Source organism: Polaribacter sp. Z022 (assembly GCF_023555495.1).
Lineage (GTDB): Bacteria > Bacteroidota > Bacteroidia > Flavobacteriales > Flavobacteriaceae > Polaribacter.
This window is the reverse complement of the sequence record NZ_JALCZO010000008.1, coordinates 41119-59888: the sequence shown is the minus strand read 5'-3', so window position 1 is coordinate 59888 and position 18770 is coordinate 41119. Positions and strand designations below refer to the sequence as shown.

Here is an 18770-nt window from a genome sequence, read left to right as displayed (position 1 = left end):
CTTTATGAGTTTTAAAGTTACACTCCAAAAATCATAAAAATATAAAGTAGAAACAATACGTCATTTGACGTATTTAGAAATGAAGATTTAAAAAGTTATTGAAGGAAATTGAGCAATTAAATTAGATTTCTTTTTTTCTAAGTTTTCTAAAAAAAGACGATGTTGTGTAGAATTTTCATTAAATGGTTTGTGTAACATTCCTTTTTGAATTACATCTACTTCTTTCATAATTTGTTTACTATTTTCAGTAAACCAAGAATCTATGAATTTTTCCCAGATATAGTTAATTGCAGTTTTATTTGGGTGAATCATATCTTCTGCATAAAAACGATAATCTCTTAATTCATCCATCATTATTTCATAACTAGGAAAATAATGTGCGTTTTTATTGTCTTTAATGACAGAATGAATTGCAGCAATTAAATGAGATTTGCTTTGTGTGTTTTCAATAAAACCATCTTTTAAATGTCTGATGGGAGATACTGTAAAAATGATATTTATGTCTTTGTTAATGGTTTTTATAAGAGCATAAATTGCGTCTAAACTTTCTGTAATTTCATTGATAGTTAGCAGCTCTTTTAAGAATTTTTTTTGTGGAATTTTATGACAATTAGCTACAATACTATCTAACTCTATAAACCTATAAACCCAAGAAGTTCCTAGGGTAATTATTATATGTGAAGCTTCTTTTAATTGTTTTTTTGTAGATAAGATAGTAGTGTTTAAATTATTTAATATGTCATTTTTAATAGATGAACTTAAGTTAGAATGTGCATCAAAACAGTGCCAACGTTCATTTTGAAATATTAAATCTTCTGACGTGTATTTTTTTTCATTAATTGCATTGGTAATTAAAGTTTCTATTGCTCTTGGATGAAAGTGTATTCCTAAAGGGTTTATACTTGTTTGAAACTTAAAATAATTTAGTTTATCTCCAATATTATCCGAAAAACAAGAACCTAATAACAATAATTTAGAATTGTAATCTATTGTGTTTTTAGCTTGTTTTTTTATAGGGATTTGTGTTTGAAGTTTCATTTAATATTTCAATATTTTTTTAGTTTTAGAAATACTTTTAGTTTGATAATGAATAAAATAATTTCCCTTAGGTAAATGAGATACGTCTATTTTAATAGTATGTAAAGTACTGTTGTATTTTTTATTTGTAATAAGATTTACAACTGCTCCAATACTGTTGTAAAGTATAATTTTAACATTTTCGTTTTTACCCAAAAATTTAATATTTAAATTGTTAATAGTTGGGTTTGGATAAATGTCTATTTCTAATTGATTTAACATATACTCGTTAGAAGAAAGTGCAGCAGAACAACCTGTTTTAAATAAAGGCAATGCATCAAATTCATCAAATAAAATTGAAGTAGAATCTTGTTTTGTTGCTCCTAACCAATCTGTTAAAAGTGTACTATAAATGTTTCTAAAATCAAATTGCATTTGTACACCTTCTTTTTCATCAACAGCAGTATCAATTTCTGGAGCATCACCTAAAATTTGATTTTTAGCACAATTACCAAACAAAAACATAGGAGCTGCTGTACCATGATCTGTTCCCAAACCTGCATTAGAACGAATTCTTCTTCCAAATTCAGAATACGTCATTCCAATTACTCTATCATCAATATTTAATAATTCTAAATCTTCTTGAAAAGCAGCAATTGCTTCAGATAATTCTTTTAATAAGTCACTGTGTTTTCCTTCTGTTACATTTCCTTCTTCTACTTGGCTATCATGGTTGTCAAAACCACCAAGTTGCACAATATATACTTTAGTTTTTAATCCACCAGAAATTAATTTTGCTACATTTTTTAGTTTTCCAGCTAATTTATTGTTGTTGCTATTTTCGTATTTGGTAGATAAATTATTACCTAAATTTTCTGCTTCTGTAATTGCATCTGCATAAGCATTGGTTTGTTTAATTGTATTGTTTACAAAACTTAAAGTATCTCCATAACAATTAGAAGGAATTTCTCCAGTATTAGATACTAAAGCAGTTCCTGGATTTTTAGGGTTAGAAATAGCTAAAGAAAAATTTGCATTAGAACCTTGGCAAGTTTCAGAAACAACCTTTCCTAAGGTAATTGCAAAAGGATGAGGTATTTCTTCACTTGGATAATTTTCTGGAAATTCTGGATGGTTTACATCAAAAAAACGACCTACCCAACCAGACGAAATATAATCTTCTGCTCTTGAAGCAGAATTCCAGATATCAGTAGATCTAAAGTGAGACCTGTTTTGATTTGGATACCCTACATTTTGAATTATAGATAGTTTTTCTTTGTCCCAAATTCCTTTCAATCCAGATAAAGAAGGATGCAACTTTGTTTCATCATTAAGAGTTAATAAACGAGTATCTGGAATAATAATATTAGATCTTACACTTTGTAAATTATCATACTGACTTAAATTAAAAACGGTATTTAATCCATCATTACCACCTTGTAATTGTATTAAAACCAAGATGTTCTCATTGTCTTCAGAAAAATTATATTCTGATGGTTTTTTGTTTGCATATAAAGGAAATCCACTTAATGCAATAGGCAATGAAGCAGAAGCGTAAGTACTTAATTTTATAAAATCTCTTCTATTTAATTTCTTCATAATTACATTATTTGAAATTCTGACATTTGTACCATTACAGCAATTAAACTTCTAAGTTTATTGTCTACAGATATTTTTAAAGCTTCATCAGCTGGATTATTTAAGAAATTAGAATATTCTACAGTCCATTCAAAATCTGGCAATCCAGGTATTAAAATGTCTTTTAAAGCATCTATTTGAGATTGAATTATAGGATAATTAAATAATTGGTTTGATAATTCTGTTATTAAAACATTTGGGTCTTGTGCATTTGGTATTTGACTTGCTATATATAATACAGGTACCAAAGGAGGAACATTGTATTTTTTTTCATCAATAATTAAATCACCTCCAGTTACTATTATTCTAGCATAATCTAATCTTTTAGGAAGCAAATAGCTATTTACCCAAATTTTGTAAAATAAAGGTTCTTGATAATAAGCTTTCCAACCTGCAACATCTGGATGATGAAATATAGATTGATTTAAATCTGTAGTTGCTAAATATAACACAAAAGCAAAATCATATTCTTCTTTTATAGAAGTTGTAGGTGCTGAAACCAATAGTGAGTTTGTTACAGATAGCATAAAGTCAATAGGACTTTTAATCATGCAAAAGGTACTTTCAAAAAAATGCTCTGATGAAAGTAAAACTTTTAAAGCAGGAGAAATATCATAATTATTGTTTCTAATTATTTCTGCTAGTGGTTCTATTATATTGGTTTCAATTTCTGATGTAACATCAGAATTTACAAACCACCTGTATAATTTTCTGGTGATGAATCTTGAGCATTCTTCTTGCTCAAAAATTGTATCAATTAAATCTTTGTATTCATTTTCGCCATTTTCAGAAATTATAGCATTATTAAATCTGTGAGATAAGGTTTTGTCTCCTTTTGTATGCTTCCAGTTTGAAAAGAAAGAATTTAATGCATTTTCATTTTTTAATCCATTAACTCTCCAACCAGTTAAAATTTTAGCAATTTGTACAACATCATCTTCTGTGTAATTTGTATAATCTCCATTACCTACAGCTTCACCTTTACCTATGGTAAAAAGTTCTAATAATTCTCTTGCATAATTTTCATTTGGTGCAGCATCTGTATTTTTAGATCCACTTAAATACAATAACATATTTGTATCTACAGTAACTTGTTTTACCAACTCTTTAAAGTTACCCAAAGCGTTGTTTCGTAAAACATTCATGTAATAATACTCTCTATGAGGATTTATATTTTCAGAAACAAAATGATTGTGCCAAAAAAGTGTTAGTTTTTCTCTAATAGAAATTCCAGCATTTTGCATCTGTAAGAATGACCAAGCATATAAAGATCTATTTCTAGATCTATATATTTTTGCTCTATTTTCTCCTTCTGAAATTGTTGGGTAAGCAGGAGCATTAACCCAAGTTTCTCCATAATTAGCACCAGGATCATTTATTTCATCATTACCTGTACCATCAAATATAGATTTTAATGGGGGTTCTGGTAAATCATTTATTTCAAATAATTTGTTTATAGTAGTTTCTAATCCTAAAGTGGTAGCTTCAGAAACTAAAACATTTGTAATACCAAAAGAAGTTCTTTTTAATAAGTGTCTTGCTTCTTTTGAAGTCCAATTACCAGAATATGAATCTAAATAGGGCATGAGTTAGTATAAAATGAATATCCATTAGTTTCAAATTTACTATTTTTTTATTTGAAACTATAGCTTTTATGTAAATGCTATTATACTAAGATTAAAATTTAAAACTTATACTAAATAGTCTTTGGCTTTTTCTAATACTTTAGGTATTCCTCCAGGATTTTTACCTCCAGCAGTAGCAAAGAAATTTTGACCACCTCCACCTCCGTGAATTAATTTACCTAATTCTCTAACTACTTTACCTGCATCATAACCACGTTCATTTGCTAATTCTTTAGAAATATAACAAGTTAACATTGCTTTGTCTTTTTTAGGAGCAGAAGCAAATAGTAAAAATAAATTTTGATGTTCTTTACCTATAGAAAATGCTAAGTTTTTAATTCCATTAGCATCTAAATCTACTTTAGTAGCTAAAAATTGTACACCATTTATTTCTTGTAATTGGTTTTTAATTTCACCCGATAAATTTTGAGCTTTGTCTTTTAAGAGTTGCTCAATTTGTTTTTGTAAAGCTACGTTTTCTTCTTGTAGTTTTTGTACAGCTTTTACAGGCTCTTTAGTATTGTTTAGTAAATCTTTAATTTCAAATAATGCTCTATTGTTTTCAAAGTAAAAATCTTTTACAGCATCGTTTGTAATAGCTTCAATTCTTCTAATTCCTGATGCAACAGCACCTTCAGATTTAATTTTAAAATGCCAAATATCTCCTGTGTTTTTTACGTGAGTTCCACCACATAACTCAATAGATTGACCAAATTTTATAGCTCTAACAGTGTCTCCATATTTTTCGCCAAATAAAGCCATTGCACCATCAGCAAGTGCTTGCTCCATAGTTACATTTCTGCTTTCTTCTAATGGTAATTTACCTTCAATTCTTCTGTTTACAAAGTTTTCTACTTCGCGTAATTCATCAACGGTTAATTTAGAAAAATGAGAAAAATCGAAACGTAAATATTTAGAATGTACTGCAGAACCTTTTTGCTCTACATGTGTTCCTAAAACCTCTCTTAATGCTTGATGTAAAAGGTGAGTTGCTGTATGGTTACATTCTGTTCTGTTACGTTGTTTTTTATCTACAACAGCTTTAAAAATACCCTCTAAACTTTTAGGTAAATTTTTAGTTGAATGAATAATTACATTGTTTTCTTTTTTTGTATCAACTATATAAATTACATCTCCTCTTGCATCTTCTAAATATCCTTTGTCTCCAACTTGACCTCCACCTTCTGGGTAAAAAGGAGTTAAGTTAAAAACAATTTGATACATTTCTCCATCTTTCTTAGAAGTAACTTTTCTGTATCGTGTAATTTTTACATTTGCTTCTAGAGCATCGTAACCAATAAATTCTTCTTGAGCATCTTCTGCTAAAACTGTCCAATCATCTGTAGACATTTCACTTGCAGCTCTAGATCTATTTTTTTGTTTTTGCAATTCAGCTTCAAAACCTTTTTCATCTAATGTTAATCCTTTTTCAGAAAGAATTAAAGATGTTAAATCTATTGGAAAACCATAGGTGTCATACAATTCAAAAGCCTTATCACCAGAAACTTCTTTGTTAGGTGTGTTTTCTATAATTCTATCTAACAATAATAAACCTTGATCTAAAGTTCTTAAAAAAGAAGTTTCTTCTTCTTTAATTACATTTTCTATTAAATGTTTTTGTCCTTTTAATTCTGGAAAAGCAGTACCCATTTTGTTGCTTAAAACGTCTACCAATCTATAAATAAAAGGTTCTTTTTTGTCTAAAAATGTAAATCCGTAACGAACTGCTCTTCTTAAAATTCTTCTAATTACATAACCTGCACCAGTATTACTTGGTAACTGACCATCTGCTATAGAAAAGGCAACTGCTCTAACATGGTCAGAAATTACACGAATTGCAATATCTTGTTTTTCATTTACACCATATTTTACATCAGTAATCGTTTCAATTTCTCTAATAATTGGTGTAAAAACATCAGTGTCATAATTAGATTTTACGTTTTGTAAAACCATACATAAACGCTCAAATCCCATACCTGTATCAATATGTTTATTTGGTAATTCTTCTAAAGTTCCATTTGCTTTTCTATTGAATTGCATAAAAACTAAATTCCAAATTTCTACTACTTGAGGATGATCTTCGTTTACTAAAGTTTTACCATCTACTTTGGCTTTTTCTTCAGCAGAACGAATATCAACATGAATTTCAGAACAAGGTCCACAAGGTCCTTGCTCGCCCATTTCCCAAAAGTTATCTTTTTTATTTCCTTTTAAAATACGGTCTTCAGAAATATATTGTTTCCAAATGTCATAAGCTTCTGTATCCATTTTAAGGTTGTCTGCATCATCAGAACCTTCAAAAACAGTTACGTATAAAATGTCTTTATCAATTTTATAAACTTCGGTTAATAATTCCCAAGCCCAAGCAATTGCTTCTTTCTTAAAATAATCTCCAAAAGACCAGTTACCTAACATCTCAAATAAAGTATGATGATACGTGTCATAACCAACTTCTTCTAAATCATTATGTTTACCAGAAACACGCAAACATTTTTGAGAATCTGAAATTCTGTTCTTTTTTGGTTTTCCATTTCCTAAGAAATATTCTTTAAATGGGGCCATTCCAGAGTTTACGAACATTAATGTTGGGTCATCCTTAGTAACCATTGGTGCAGAAGGAACAATTAAATGTTCTTTTTCTTTGAAAAAGTTTAAAAAAGTAGCGCGAATATCTTGTGATTTCATAAGAAAAGAAGTTTCCAACAAGTTGGATTATGTTAATTTAATTTTAAAAAAAATCGCTTTAAAAAAGCAATTGTAAAACATTTTGTAAATTTGTGTGTTATTATAAATGAGTTTTAATTTAAAATTCATTTTAACAGTACAAAAATAGTATAAATCCTCTTATGGCAAAAGTAAAATATTATTACGATGCAGACACACTTTCTTACAGGAAAATAACTGTAAAGAAAGGCGATTACTATAAGAAAACTATTTTTGGAGTTTTAGCTTTATTTCTTACAGCTTTTATAGGTTTTATAGTTTTTAGTCAATTTATAATGTCGCCTAATGAAAGGGCACAAAAAAGAGAACTAGAAAATTTAAAATTACATTATGAACTGCTTTCAAAAAGAATGGAAGAAGGATCTTCTATTTTAGCTCAACTACAAGAAAGAGATAATAATATTTACCGTACTTATTTTGAAGCAAATCCAATACCAGACGAACAAAGAAAAGCAGGTTTTGGTGGTGTAAATAGATATAAATACTTAGATGGTTTTGATAATTCTACAATGATTACAAAACTTACTAAAGATGTAGATGTATTATCTAAACAATTAGTTGTGCAGTCTAAATCTTTAGATGAAATTGTAGTTTTAGCTAAAGAAAAAGAAAAAATGTTGGCTTCTATACCAGCAATTTTACCAGTAAAATTAGAACATTTAACAAGAATGGCATCTGGTTATAAATGGAGAATGCATCCTATTTTAAAAATTAGAAAGTTTCATAAAGGTATGGATTTTACTGCACCAACAGGTACACCAATTTATGCATCTGGTAATGGAACTGTAATTAGAGCTCAGAGAAGTGCAACTTTTGGTAAAGTAATTTATATAGATCATGGTTATGGGTATAAAACCATTTATGCGCACATGAGTAAAATGAAAGCCAGAAAAGGACAAAAAGTAAAACGTGGAGACTTAATTGGTTATGTAGGTAACACAGGTCGTTCAGTATCATCTCACTTACATTACGAAGTTCATAAAAATGATAGAGCTTTAAATCCTATTAACTTTTATTATGGAGATTTAACTCCAGAAGAATTTGCTGCAATGCAAAAAGCTGCAGAAGAAGAAGGTCAATCTTATGATTAAACAAATAGCTTTATGCATGTAGATTTACCAGAAAAACGTTACTACAAAATAGGCGAAGTTGCCAAAGCTTTTAATGTAAATGCCTCTTTAATTCGTTTTTGGGAAAAAGAGTTTGATATTATTAAGCCTAAAAAAAATGCTAAAGGAAATCGTTTGTTTACACAAGAAGATATTAAAAACTTTAAGTTAATATTTAATCTTGTAAAAGAAAGAGGTTTTACTTTAGATGGAGCAAAACAAAAGTTAAAGAAAAATCCAGATTCTACTTTTGACAAACATGAGATTATTACAAGACTAGAAGCTGTAAAAGCAGAATTGGTTAAAATAAAAAATCAATTGTAACATTTCACTTTTTTATGTGTCTAACCTATGTGATAGACTTCAATATTCTTTATAATCTCAAGAATATTAGGTAATATTGTAAGACAGAAAATCAACAAATTAAAATTTAAAAATTATGAAAAAATGGTTAATTCCTGTAATAGTTATTGCTGTTATTGTATTTGGAATCTATAATTGGGCAAAAGGGTTTAACAACGAAGCTGTTGTTTTACAAGAAGATGCAAAAACAACTTGGTCTAATGTAGAGAGTGCTTACCAACGTAGAAACGACTTAATTGGTAATTTAGTAAAAACTGTACAAGGTGCTGCAGATTTTGAAAAAGAAACATTAACACAAGTTATAGAAGCAAGATCTAAAGCAACTTCTACAACTATAGATGCTAATAACTTAACTGCAGATAATATGGCACAATTTCAACAAGCACAAAGTGGTTTAAGTGGTGCATTATCAAAACTTTTATTAGTTGTTGAAAGATATCCAGATTTAAAAGCAAATCAAAATTTCTTAGAGTTACAAAGTCAATTAGAAGGAACAGAAAACAGAATTAATATTGCTAGAGATCGTTTTAATGAAGGTGTAAATATTTACAATAAACATATTAAAATATTCCCTAATTCTGTATTAGCAGGTATTTTTAATTTTGATGAAATGGATCGTTATAAATCAAATCCAGGATCAGAAAACGCGCCAGATATTAATTTCGATTTTAATAAGAAAAAACAATAATATGTCTAAAGTAGAAGCATTTCTTACTCCAGAAGAAGAACAAGAAATTATTTCTGCTATTAGAATTGCAGAGAAAAATACTTCTGGTGAAATTCGTGTTCATATTGAAGCGTCTTCAGAGAAAAATCATGATGAGCGTTCATTAGAAGTATTCCATCTGTTAAAAATGAATAATACCAAAGATGAAAATGCGGTATTAATTTATGTAGCTGTAAATGATAAAAAGTTTGTTATTTATGGTGATAAAGGAATTAACAATGTTGTTCCTGATGATTTTTGGAACTCAACCAAAGATGTTATGCAATCTCATTTTAAACAAGGTAACTTTAAACAAGGTTTGGTTGAAGGAATTTTAAAAGCTGGTGAAGAATTAAAAGCCCATTTTCCTTGGCAAATTGATGATGAAAATGAACTGTCTAACGAAATTTCTAAAGGATGAAAAAGATAGTTGTTAGTTCTCAGTTTTTGGTTTTTAGTAAAAAATGGTTAGTAGTACTTAGTTTTCTGTTTTCTTTAAGTCTTTTTTCTCAAGGATACATAATACCAGAAAAACCTAAGTTTCAAACAAGTGTTTACGATTATACAAACTTGTTAACACCAACTCAAAAAACAAATTTAGAAAATAAGTTAGTTCGTTATTCAGATACTACATCCACTCAAATTGTAGTTGCTATAATTTCATCAACCGAAGGTGAAAATATTGCTTATTTAGCAGCAAATTGGGGTGAAAAATGGGGTATTGGTCAAGCTAAAGAAGATAATGGAGTTTTAATGTTGTTGGCAAAAGATGACAGAAAAATAACAATTCAGGCAGGTAAAGGTGTAGAGCATTTACTTACCGATTTTCAATCTAAAAGAATTATTGAAAGAGTTATAATTCCTGAATTTAAAAAAGGAGATTATTATGCTGGTTTAAATCAAGGTTCAGATTATATTTTCATGACATTAAATGGCGAGTTTAAAGGTTCAAGACAAGAAGAATCTGATTCTGACTTCAGTATTTTACCCTTTATTTTAATAATTTTTGTAATTTTTCTATTAATTTCTAGAGGAAATAAAAATAATAGAGGAGGAGGAAGAAGAATTAGAAAAAGAGATGTTGCAGGTAGTATTTTAGACACCATAATCTTAAGTAACGCTGGTAGAGGTGGAGGAAGCTTTGGTGGTTTTGGAGGTTCTTCTGGTGGAGGCTTTGGAGGTTCTTCAGGTGGTTTTGGTGGAGGCTTTGGAGGTGGAAGCTTTGGAGGTGGAGGTGCCTCTGGAGGTTGGTAATATGTTTACTATGAAAAAGTGTTTCTTATTATTTTTATTTATATGCTTAAGTTGTAATGATTTTGGAAGCTTAAAGTTAATTTCTAATCTTTCAAAAAATTTAGAAGAGGTTTCTGGTACAGAAATCGTAGAAAAGTCTAAATTAATTTGGATGTTAAATGATGGAGGTAATAAATCTAAAATTTATGGCGTTTCTAAAAAAGGAAAGATCATTAGAGATATTTCTATAAAGGCTAAAAATAACGATTGGGAAGATTTAACTTCTGATGAAAATGGAAATCTTTATATAGGTGATTTTGGAAACAATTATAGTAAACGTAAAAATTTAGCAATTTTAAAAATAAAGCACAAAGATTTATCGAGTTCTAAAAAAGTACCCGTAGAAAAAATTAAGTTTTATTATCCAAATCAATCTAAGTTTCCACCAAAAAAGAAAAAGTTATATTTTGATTCTGAAGCTTTTTTCTATTATAAAAATGCATTTTATATTTTTACTAAAAGCAGGGTAAAAGATAAGTTTGGTAAAACTTCATTATATAAAGTTCCTGCAAAAAAAGGAAACCATGAAGCAGAATTTATATCTGAATTTGATAATGGAAAAACAATGGATTCTTGGATAACTTCTGCAGATATTTCTAAAGATGGTAACAAAGTAGCCTTGTTAACTCCTGCTTCTGTTTTAATATTTACGAATTTTAAAAGCGATAATTTTTTATCTGGAGATGTTAAAAAAATAGTTTTAAAAAAAATATCTCAAAAGGAAGGAGTTGCGTTTAAAAACAAAAACACACTTTTAATTACCGATGAAAAAGCTCATGGAGTTGGTGGTAATTTTTATGAATTATCTATAAACTAGTTTATAAATTTATAGATTAATAAGACCCATCCAATAATTAAAAATAAACCTCCCAAAGGTGTAATTGGTCCTAATATTTTTATTTTTTTATTATTTGCAGATGAAATTACCAATCCGTAAATAGAAAAAGAAAAAAGAATTATTCCTATAATAAAAGCATTAATAATATAATTATTGGCACTTTCATTATTTAGTTGAAACCCCAAAACAAGTAATACAATTGCATGATACATTTGATATTTTACACCAGTTTCAAAACTTTGTAATTGTTCTGTTGTTAGTTTTTTCTTTAGTAAATGAGCTCCAAATGCTCCAAAAATTACAGAAAGTAGACCAAAAACTGCTCCAAATATTAACGCTATTTCATTCATTATATTAAAATTTAAAACCTAATCCAATTGCAATTCTTAGCCCATCATCACTATTAAAAGCAGCAACATTTGCACCTAACATACTAGCAGCATCAATAAAAAAACCTCCACCATAAGAAGTATTCCAGTTTTTTATTTTTCCAGGATTCATTGTTAATGTTTGTTCTCCCCAAACTTTTCCATAATCAAAACCTCCATATACTCCAATATTTAAAGGTACAAGACTTGTTTTAACTTTGCTTAAAAGTAATCTTACATCAGAAGAATGATAAAAAGAATTTTTACCAGTAAAACGTTGGTTTCTATATCCTCTTAAACCATTATTATTACCTCCAATACTTGCTTTTTGATAAAATTCTAAATTATCTCCAAAAGTAAAATGAGATTTTAATTTGGTAGCAAAAACTAATTTTCCACTAGAACTTAATTTTTGATCAAAAGAAATTGAAGGAATAAAATAACCAAAACTATTACTGTTATTTAAATTAGAAGTATAGCCTAATTTTAATTCGGTTTTCATTCCATTAGTTGTAAAGGTAGGATTGTCTTTATTTTCAAATTCATAACTGGCTTCAGTGTTAATAAACTGTTGGTTTTTAAAAGAATTCGGGTTTAGTTGTGAGTTTATAAATCTTCCAGGAGTATTTTCTACTTTAAAACTTTGAAAGTTTGCACCTAGTTTAATTTTTGCACCTAAATCTCCTTTCCAATGGATAAAAGAACCCGCAGTTAATTCTTTAATTCTAACTCTATTAAAGTCTTCTTCTACAAGATCTTTGGCTTCGGGGTTTAAAGAATTATTTCCTAAGCCAAAATAATTTATTGCAAAATTAGGACTTGTTATACGTGCATCAAAGCCTAAATTCCATTTAGAAAAAATGTTAGCAAATTCACTTGAATATTCAACTTCAAAACCATTTGTAGCAAAATAAAAGGCACCATAAAGCATATGTTGTGATGAAAAAGGGTTTCTTTCAAAACCAAAAACCGTATAAACATTAGAAACACCAATTTTAATTCCATCATCTGGATTAAAACCAATAGTTGGAGAAATCATGTATTGATTCTTTTTTAACTTTTTGTAATCATATACATTAGTTTGATAATCATCTGTTAATTTAATTTTACCTTTTTTGGTTGTAAAAGTGTTTTTCTTAGACTTGTAATCGTAAATTTTTACTTTTTTACCATTTAAAATATTGTAGTTATCGTTGTTTTGGCCGCCAATAATCCTAATCATTATTTCACACTTTCCTTTCCCTTTAACAACAAAAGTATCTTTGTCATCTAAACCATAAATCCAGATTTCTTTGGTGTGTTCTTTTTTATATGTTTTTTGATGTAAAATGGTGTTTTTCTTACCTTTCTTTAGTCTATATCCTGTAATTTTAGTTTCGCCATTTTCTAATCTTTCAATGTCAAACCAATCATCTTTATCTGTACCTCTTATTACTTGAAATTTATTTACATCCTTAAAGTAAGAATCTGATATTTTTTGAAGGTTTTTTCTTCTTCCTTGTAGTTTTCTTTTTATTTCTAAAACTGTTTTATCATTTACTTCTTTTGGAAAATTTGTAAATGCTTTTTCTATTACACTATCTGTAAGATTTGTTACAATGTGTTTCACTTGAGCATCCCAATCAGATTTTGAAGATTTTGTAATTAAAACCATATCTAAAGGATAAGGTTCTAAATTAAAAGATTTTGGGCTTTTTAATTCTTCATTATAAGGACGCATTAATTTTAAAGCAGGAACTATTTTTGTGGCAAAATTTAGTAATAATCCATCTCCCATAATAGAAAAAGCTTGATCTCTATCTCTAGGAATTGGTCTGTAAATAGTTTGTTTTCCTTCTTTAAAAACAGCCCATCTCCATTGGTCTTCATGTCTATCCCAATCTCCAATTAACATATCAAATAAACGAGCTTTTATATATGCTTTTTCATCTAAAATATGTTTTTCGTTTTTATTTAAATTCTTTAACAAATCGTCTGTACTAATTACTTTATTAGCAAAACCAAAACTAGATTTATCCCCATGACCAGAAGCTGCTCTTTCTTCTATCATGTACAATTCATCACCAAATTCGTTATTAAAATGGCCTAAACTATTTTGTTTAGGAATGTAATACAAAACAGGATTTGTATGAAAAACACCAATAGCATCAGCTAATGTTCCAATTGTAAAAGGCGCATAAGGATGTGAGCCAGTAAAAACATCATTTAATAAATCTTCTGTTTCTGTATCATTAAATTGTCCTTCTATATATTGATCTTTAAAAGCAACTGCTTGTAAATATTGCACTGCATTTTTACGAATTGCACGCATAACATATTCTCTTCCTTTTTTATCTTCTAACCTTAAAGATTTAGATTGATGTCCACCACCTTTTCTTACCGGTTTTAATCCTCCAAAAAGTGTGTCTAAGTTTACAGTGGGAGCAATAACTTCTGTTCCAAAATATTTACGATAACGTTCTCCCCATAAAAATTTATAAAATTTACTTTTAGAAATTTCTGTTTTAGTGTAAATAGAAGCTTTCTTCTCTGTTATTGATCTTTGTGGAAAAGTTGTAAATAGTTTCTTTTTGTTTGCGGGTAAAACTTCTGATTCATAAACTATTTTATTGTCTTTTACAGCGTAAAAACTAACATTTGAAGAACCATCTTTATAAATTTTTAGTTTTGCAAACCCTTGTTCTCCATAAGTAAATTTTGCTCCTTCAGTTAATTTTGTGGGAGTTGTTTTAGAGCCAGAACCACTAATTATTTGAGGCAGATTATCTTTTACTAAATATTGTAAATTATGATCATGACCAGAAACAAAAATTGTTTTATTGTTTTCTTGAGAAATTGTAACTAAATGTTTTTTTAGTTGATTGTACTTTTTGTTTTGAATATCTGTATTAGTTAATCCAGATGTTTTTCTGATTAAATTTTTTACTGACCCTAAAATTGGTAAAGGATTTAAATGGCTTTTTAGTGAGTATTGACCACCATGTGAACCATTAGTAAACATTGGGTGATGTAGAGCAATTATTGTTGTTTTACCTCTAGATTTTTTAATTAACCCCTCAAATTCATCTAAAAACTTAACTCTGGTTTTTATTTCGCAATTGTCATTTATAGTTGGGTGTTTGTTCCAGTCTGTTAAATACCAGTGAGTATCTACTACAATTAAAACGATGTTTTTAGAGATGTCTATTTTTTTTAGTGGACAACCATTTTGTGGGAAAAACGAATTTTTACCTAAAGCCTTTTCTACTAATTTTTCTTCTCTTTTTAATCCATCTAAGCCATTATACCAATCATGATTTCCAGGTATAAATATTGAATTTCCTTTAAATTTTTTAGCAACATCTGTTTGTGCTTCAATTCTTCTTTTTGCTAACGGATATTTTTTAGATTTTTTCTTAGGAATTCCTGTTTCATAAACATTATCTCCTAAAAATAGTAAAGTGGCATCTTTTGAAGCACTTTTAATGTTCTTTTCAAGGAAATTTAAAGCAGGAGAGTTTTCATTAATTGTAGAGTTGCCAGCATCACCAATTAAATAAAATGTATGCTCTATTTTAGAAGAATCAGGAGTCGTTTTTAAAGTTTTATCACCAGAATATTGAGCTTTGTATGTTGCACAACTTGTAAATAATACTATTGTTATAAAATATAAAAACGACTTATATGTATCCATGAAGCAAAAGTATAAATTTATATTTGTATTAAGAGTACCTTATATTTTTCAAATCTATGTTCTCTTATTGGTCTTTTCTGAGGTTCTGTTTTAAAATAGAACACTAAATAAGGAGATTTTTATTTATGCTTTTTTATGTCCAAACTGTATAAACTCAGCTTTTTTTAATTCTTTGTTTTAATGTGATATGGATACATTATTTTAAAAAGTTTATATAATCTTCTTTAGTGTCTATATCTATTAATTTTAAAGAATTAATTGAAGCAATATCTATATTATTAGAATTTAAAAATTCTTTAGCGCCTTTATCTCCTTTTAATAACTTTAATTTCTCAAAATAAATTTTAGGAAAAATTGCAGGCACACCCTTTTTATCTCCATAACTAGAAGCAACTATTTTAGTCGTGTTTTTTTGATAAATACTTACCAATTCATTTAAAAATTGAAAATCTATTTTGGGTTGATCTGCAAGTAATATTAGTATTGAGGTTAAATTTGAATGTTCTTTAGCAATATAATTAACACCACAAACAATACTAGAGCTTAAACCTTTTTCAAAATTATTATTAAAGATGTATGTGATATTTTTTGTTGAAGTTTCTTTTTTAATTTTTTCTGCATGAGCACCTAAAACACAAATTACATTATCTGGATTTATTTTTTTACCGTTTTCTAAAGCAGTTTCTAATAATGTTTTGTTATTTATTTTTAGAAGCTGTTTTATGTCTTTCATTCTAGAAGATTTACCTGCAGCTAAAACTAAAACAGCTATAGAATTCATATTATCCATGAATTTTACCATTTAATTTTCTCAAAGAAAAAGGTTCTTTTTTTCTTGAAATTGATAAAATTTCTGCAATAATAGAAATTGCAATTTCTTCGGGAGTTTGTGCGCCAATATGTAGTCCTGCAGGAGTGTATATATTTTCTAAAAATTCATCAGAAATATCAGGTACAAACTCAAAAAGTTCATTAAATAAACGTTCTCTTCTATTTGGAGCACCTAAAATACCTATATATTTTGGGTTGTATTCAGATAGTTTTACTACATATTTTAAATCTTGAACGTAACTATGATTCATAATTACGATAGCAGTATTCTCTTCAATATTAGAAAATTGAATTGTTTCAGGAGAGTCACCAACTACAGAATTTGCTCCAGGAAAATCAGAGATTTGTTTGCTGTCTTTTGCAGAAGTAATAACATTTATTTCCCAACCTAAATTAGCCGCTATTTTACAAAGTTTTACGGCATCATGTTCTCCTCCAATAATAATTAATCTAAAACTTGGTTGTAATATTTGAGTAAAAATATTTCCTTTTTTAGAAGTGTAATTAAAAGTGTTAGAAAAGGAATAATTTGTTTTGTTTTTGAAAGTTATACAAGATCCAAAATTGCCAAAAACTTCATCTTCAGTTTTAAAATTGCTTTCAATTTTTATTGTTTCTCTATTTTTATTTGCATTTGAAAATGCATTAAGCAGTTCGTCTGAAATAGAAAATGGCTCTAATAAAATATATAATACTCCTTCACAACCCAACCTATATCTACCATCGTAAGTAATTATTTTAGGTTTATTATCTTTAAAAACAGACTTTGATCTTTGAATAATTTCCTTCTCAACACAACCTCCAGAAACAGCACCAACAGAACTTAGATTTTCAGAAATTAACATTCTAACTCCTGGTTTTCTGTAAGATGAACCTTCTAAATGAACCACAGATGCTAATACGTTTTTCAATCCCTTTTTTTGGTTGATGTATGCTTGATTTATAATTTCTTTGAGTTCGTGAATCATTAATAGTTTCTATTATTAGATTACTAATATAGTAACTTTTAAGCTTTTCTTTATGAAATGATTTTACCCTTGAATTCGTTTTTATATTCTTTTTGTAAAAGAGCTAGTTTAGGATTTATATATCTTTTACAAAAAGGTTTTTCAGGGTTAGATTGATAATAATTTTGAAATTCTTTTGTTGAAGGTTTAAATTGTTGAAATTCTAAAATCTGAGTTATAATCTTGTTGTTAAATTGACGTTGTAATTTATCAATTATTTTTAAGCTTTCCAATTTTTGATTAGAAGTAAAATAATAAATCGCAGAGCGATATTTAGAACGCATAGAATGATTACTTGTACTTTTATGTGTTAATAAATGAATTTCAATTAGGGTTTTTAGGTTGATTTTTGAGCTATCAAAATGAACAATTACGGCTTCAGAAAAAGTATTGTTTTTCTGGGTAGAAGCTACCCAACCTTGTTCCACTTTTTCAACTCCAAGTAAAGATTGAAAAACAGCTTCTGTACACCAATGACAACTACCTCCAAAAGCAATTTTGTTTAATTCCATTGCAATTGTTTTCTTTCAGTCCAATAAAAATCAGGAGAAACTTTAAAAGAACTGAGTAACTCAATATCATCATCAGAAAGCATAAAAGCATTCGCTTTTAGATTTTCTGAAAATTGATTGGTATTACTTGCACCACTTAAAACTGTAGCATTTGGAATAGTTTGTAAACCATATTTTAGTGCAATTGCATCTATACCAACATTATATTTTGATGCTAAATCTTCTAAAGTAGCATACATTTTTTGATAATGAGGATAGTTTTCATTTCTAAAAACACGACCATTTGCCAAAGCTTCTTTAATTACTATAGATTTATTTTGGCTAAGTAATTCTTCTGAAATTTCTTGTAAACTTTGGTCTAAAAAATTATACGTTACTTGAAATAAATCAAAAAATTGTTCTCCATCAATTTCAACTTTTAAAGCTTTCTTAATTACTTCAATTTGATTAGTCCCTGTAGTTGTAATTCCGATTTTAAGATTGTGCTCTTTTTTTAAATGCGCCAATTCATTTAAAACATCCTCATTTTCTAAAACTCCAGTTTCTAAAGTTGCAGAATGAATTTGATACACTTTTAAGTAAGGTAGTAATTGTTTAGAGAATTTCCATTGTTCATTCAGTTTAGCTAAACTATGTTCTTTTACTTCATGAACTGCTGCATTTACATCAAAATTTGCTGTGTATGTATATCCCCATTTTGTTCCAATTTCAATTGTTTTGTCGTTTTTAGTTTGCAACCATTCTAAAACTAATTCTTCTGCTAATCCATAACCAGGAGCAGTATCAAAATATCGAATTCCAGCATTATAAGCATCTTCTATAACCGAAAAACTTTGTTTTCTAAATTCAGTTAAATTTGAGTTATCACAATCTTCTTGACGTACATTTATATATTGAGGTCTTCCTAAGGCAGCAGTTCCTAAACCAATCATAATTTTATTTTTTTTAGAATTGTCATTTTGAGCATTATTGAAAACAAAATATATTTTGTTTGAAGATAGCATTGCAGAGCAAAATAATAAAGTCGAAAAATCTTTTTATTGATTTTGAAATTGTATAGATTTCT

16 protein-coding genes are annotated in these 18770 nt (G+C 28.2%); 6 read left to right on the top strand and 10 right to left on the bottom strand.

Annotation, left to right across the window (positions count from 1 at the left end; translation table 11 throughout):
• Nucleotides 1-87: 87 nt before the first annotated feature.
• The 4 genes from MPF13_RS14860 to alaS form a co-directional block, all read right to left on the bottom strand.
• Nucleotides 88-1038, bottom strand: coding sequence for a GSCFA domain-containing protein (locus MPF13_RS14860; protein WP_249983552.1), 951 nt, complete (start codon nt 1036-1038; stop codon nt 88-90).
• Complete coding sequence (locus tag MPF13_RS14855; protein ID WP_249983551.1) at nt 1039-2616, bottom strand: T9SS type A sorting domain-containing protein; 1578 nt, start codon at nt 2614-2616, stop codon at nt 1039-1041. It abuts the gene before it with no gap.
• A 2-nt stretch (nt 2617-2618) separates the two neighbouring features.
• Entirely contained in the window at nt 2619-4241 is a 1623-nt protein-coding gene (locus MPF13_RS14850; RefSeq protein ID WP_249983550.1) for a DUF1800 domain-containing protein, read from the bottom strand.
• A gap of 105 nt (nt 4242-4346) precedes the next feature.
• On the bottom strand, nt 4347-6965 hold the full coding sequence (gene alaS / locus MPF13_RS14845) for an alanine--tRNA ligase (protein ID WP_249983549.1): 2619 nt from the start codon (nt 6963-6965) through the stop codon (nt 4347-4349).
• 161 nt (nt 6966-7126) lie between these two features.
• Between alaS and MPF13_RS14840 the strand changes: the two genes are divergently transcribed.
• From MPF13_RS14840 to MPF13_RS14815, 6 genes are all read left to right on the top strand, one after another.
• Nucleotides 7127-8095, top strand: a complete 969-nt coding sequence (locus MPF13_RS14840; RefSeq protein WP_249983548.1) for a M23 family metallopeptidase — start codon at nt 7127-7129, stop codon at nt 8093-8095.
• Between the two features lie 12 nt (nt 8096-8107).
• Nucleotides 8108-8437 (top strand): MerR family transcriptional regulator, encoded by a 330-nt coding sequence (locus MPF13_RS14835; protein ID WP_249983547.1) that lies wholly within the window; start codon nt 8108-8110, stop codon nt 8435-8437.
• Nucleotides 8438-8552: 115 nt separating this feature from the next.
• Nucleotides 8553-9164 carry a LemA family protein gene (locus MPF13_RS14830; RefSeq protein ID WP_249983546.1) on the top strand — a complete coding sequence of 204 codons (612 nt, stop codon included), beginning with the start codon at nt 8553-8555 and terminating at the stop codon, nt 9162-9164.
• Between the two features lies 1 nt (nt 9165).
• A complete protein-coding gene (locus tag MPF13_RS14825) occupies nt 9166-9603 on the top strand; it encodes a TPM domain-containing protein (RefSeq protein ID WP_249983545.1) in 438 nt (145 codons plus the stop codon).
• Nucleotides 9600-10436 carry a TPM domain-containing protein gene (locus MPF13_RS14820; protein ID WP_249983544.1) on the top strand — a complete coding sequence of 279 codons (837 nt, stop codon included), beginning with the start codon at nt 9600-9602 and terminating at the stop codon, nt 10434-10436. The genes MPF13_RS14825 and MPF13_RS14820 overlap by 4 nt, the downstream gene beginning before the upstream one ends.
• 10 nt (nt 10437-10446) lie before the next feature.
• Complete coding sequence (locus tag MPF13_RS14815; protein ID WP_249983543.1) at nt 10447-11292, top strand: hypothetical protein; 846 nt, start codon at nt 10447-10449, stop codon at nt 11290-11292.
• Here MPF13_RS14815 and MPF13_RS14810 read toward each other — a convergent pair.
• The 6 genes from MPF13_RS14810 to MPF13_RS14785 all read right to left on the bottom strand — a co-directional run bounded on the left by MPF13_RS14810 (nt 11289) and on the right by MPF13_RS14785 (nt 18639).
• Entirely contained in the window at nt 11289-11663 is a 375-nt protein-coding gene (locus tag MPF13_RS14810; RefSeq protein ID WP_249983542.1) for a DUF423 domain-containing protein, read from the bottom strand. The two genes, MPF13_RS14815 and MPF13_RS14810, sit on opposite strands and share 4 nt — an antisense overlap.
• Before the next feature lie 4 nt (nt 11664-11667).
• Nucleotides 11668-15354, bottom strand: coding sequence for a metallophosphoesterase (locus MPF13_RS14805; RefSeq protein WP_249983541.1), 3687 nt, complete (start codon nt 15352-15354; stop codon nt 11668-11670).
• A gap of 196 nt (nt 15355-15550) precedes the next feature.
• Complete coding sequence (locus MPF13_RS14800) at nt 15551-16144, bottom strand: nucleotidyltransferase family protein (RefSeq protein WP_249983540.1); 594 nt, start codon at nt 16142-16144, stop codon at nt 15551-15553.
• Complete coding sequence (locus MPF13_RS14795) at nt 16137-17153, bottom strand: XdhC family protein (RefSeq protein WP_249983539.1); 1017 nt, start codon at nt 17151-17153, stop codon at nt 16137-16139. Before MPF13_RS14795 ends, MPF13_RS14800 begins: the two co-directional genes overlap by 8 nt.
• Before the next feature lie 50 nt (nt 17154-17203).
• Entirely contained in the window at nt 17204-17704 is a 501-nt protein-coding gene (locus MPF13_RS14790; protein ID WP_249983538.1) for a peptide-methionine (S)-S-oxide reductase, read from the bottom strand.
• Nucleotides 17695-18639 carry an aldo/keto reductase gene (locus MPF13_RS14785; protein WP_249983604.1) on the bottom strand — a complete coding sequence of 315 codons (945 nt, stop codon included), beginning with the start codon at nt 18637-18639 and terminating at the stop codon, nt 17695-17697. The genes MPF13_RS14790 and MPF13_RS14785 overlap by 10 nt, the downstream gene beginning before the upstream one ends.
• Between the last annotated feature and the right edge of the window lie 131 nt (nt 18640-18770).

Coding starts and splice junctions, on each gene's coding strand:
- MPF13_RS14860 (WP_249983552.1), bottom strand. CDS start 1,038: ATGAAACTTCAAACACAAATCCCTATAAAAAAACAAGCTAAAAACACA.
- MPF13_RS14855 (WP_249983551.1), bottom strand. CDS start 2,616: ATGAAGAAATTAAATAGAAGAGATTTTATAAAATTAAGTACTTACGCT.
- MPF13_RS14850 (WP_249983550.1), bottom strand. CDS start 4,241: ATGCCCTATTTAGATTCATATTCTGGTAATTGGACTTCAAAAGAAGCA.
- alaS (WP_249983549.1), bottom strand. CDS start 6,965: ATGAAATCACAAGATATTCGCGCTACTTTTTTAAACTTTTTCAAAGAA.
- MPF13_RS14840 (WP_249983548.1), top strand. CDS start 7,127: ATGGCAAAAGTAAAATATTATTACGATGCAGACACACTTTCTTACAGG.
- MPF13_RS14835 (WP_249983547.1), top strand. CDS start 8,108: ATGCATGTAGATTTACCAGAAAAACGTTACTACAAAATAGGCGAAGTT.
- MPF13_RS14830 (WP_249983546.1), top strand. CDS start 8,553: ATGAAAAAATGGTTAATTCCTGTAATAGTTATTGCTGTTATTGTATTT.
- MPF13_RS14825 (WP_249983545.1), top strand. CDS start 9,166: ATGTCTAAAGTAGAAGCATTTCTTACTCCAGAAGAAGAACAAGAAATT.
- MPF13_RS14820 (WP_249983544.1), top strand. CDS start 9,600: ATGAAAAAGATAGTTGTTAGTTCTCAGTTTTTGGTTTTTAGTAAAAAA.
- MPF13_RS14815 (WP_249983543.1), top strand. CDS start 10,447: ATGAAAAAGTGTTTCTTATTATTTTTATTTATATGCTTAAGTTGTAAT.
- MPF13_RS14810 (WP_249983542.1), bottom strand. CDS start 11,663: ATGAATGAAATAGCGTTAATATTTGGAGCAGTTTTTGGTCTACTTTCT.
- MPF13_RS14805 (WP_249983541.1), bottom strand. CDS start 15,354: ATGGATACATATAAGTCGTTTTTATATTTTATAACAATAGTATTATTT.
- MPF13_RS14800 (WP_249983540.1), bottom strand. CDS start 16,144: ATGGATAATATGAATTCTATAGCTGTTTTAGTTTTAGCTGCAGGTAAA.
- MPF13_RS14795 (WP_249983539.1), bottom strand. CDS start 17,153: ATGATTCACGAACTCAAAGAAATTATAAATCAAGCATACATCAACCAA.
- MPF13_RS14790 (WP_249983538.1), bottom strand. CDS start 17,704: ATGGAATTAAACAAAATTGCTTTTGGAGGTAGTTGTCATTGGTGTACA.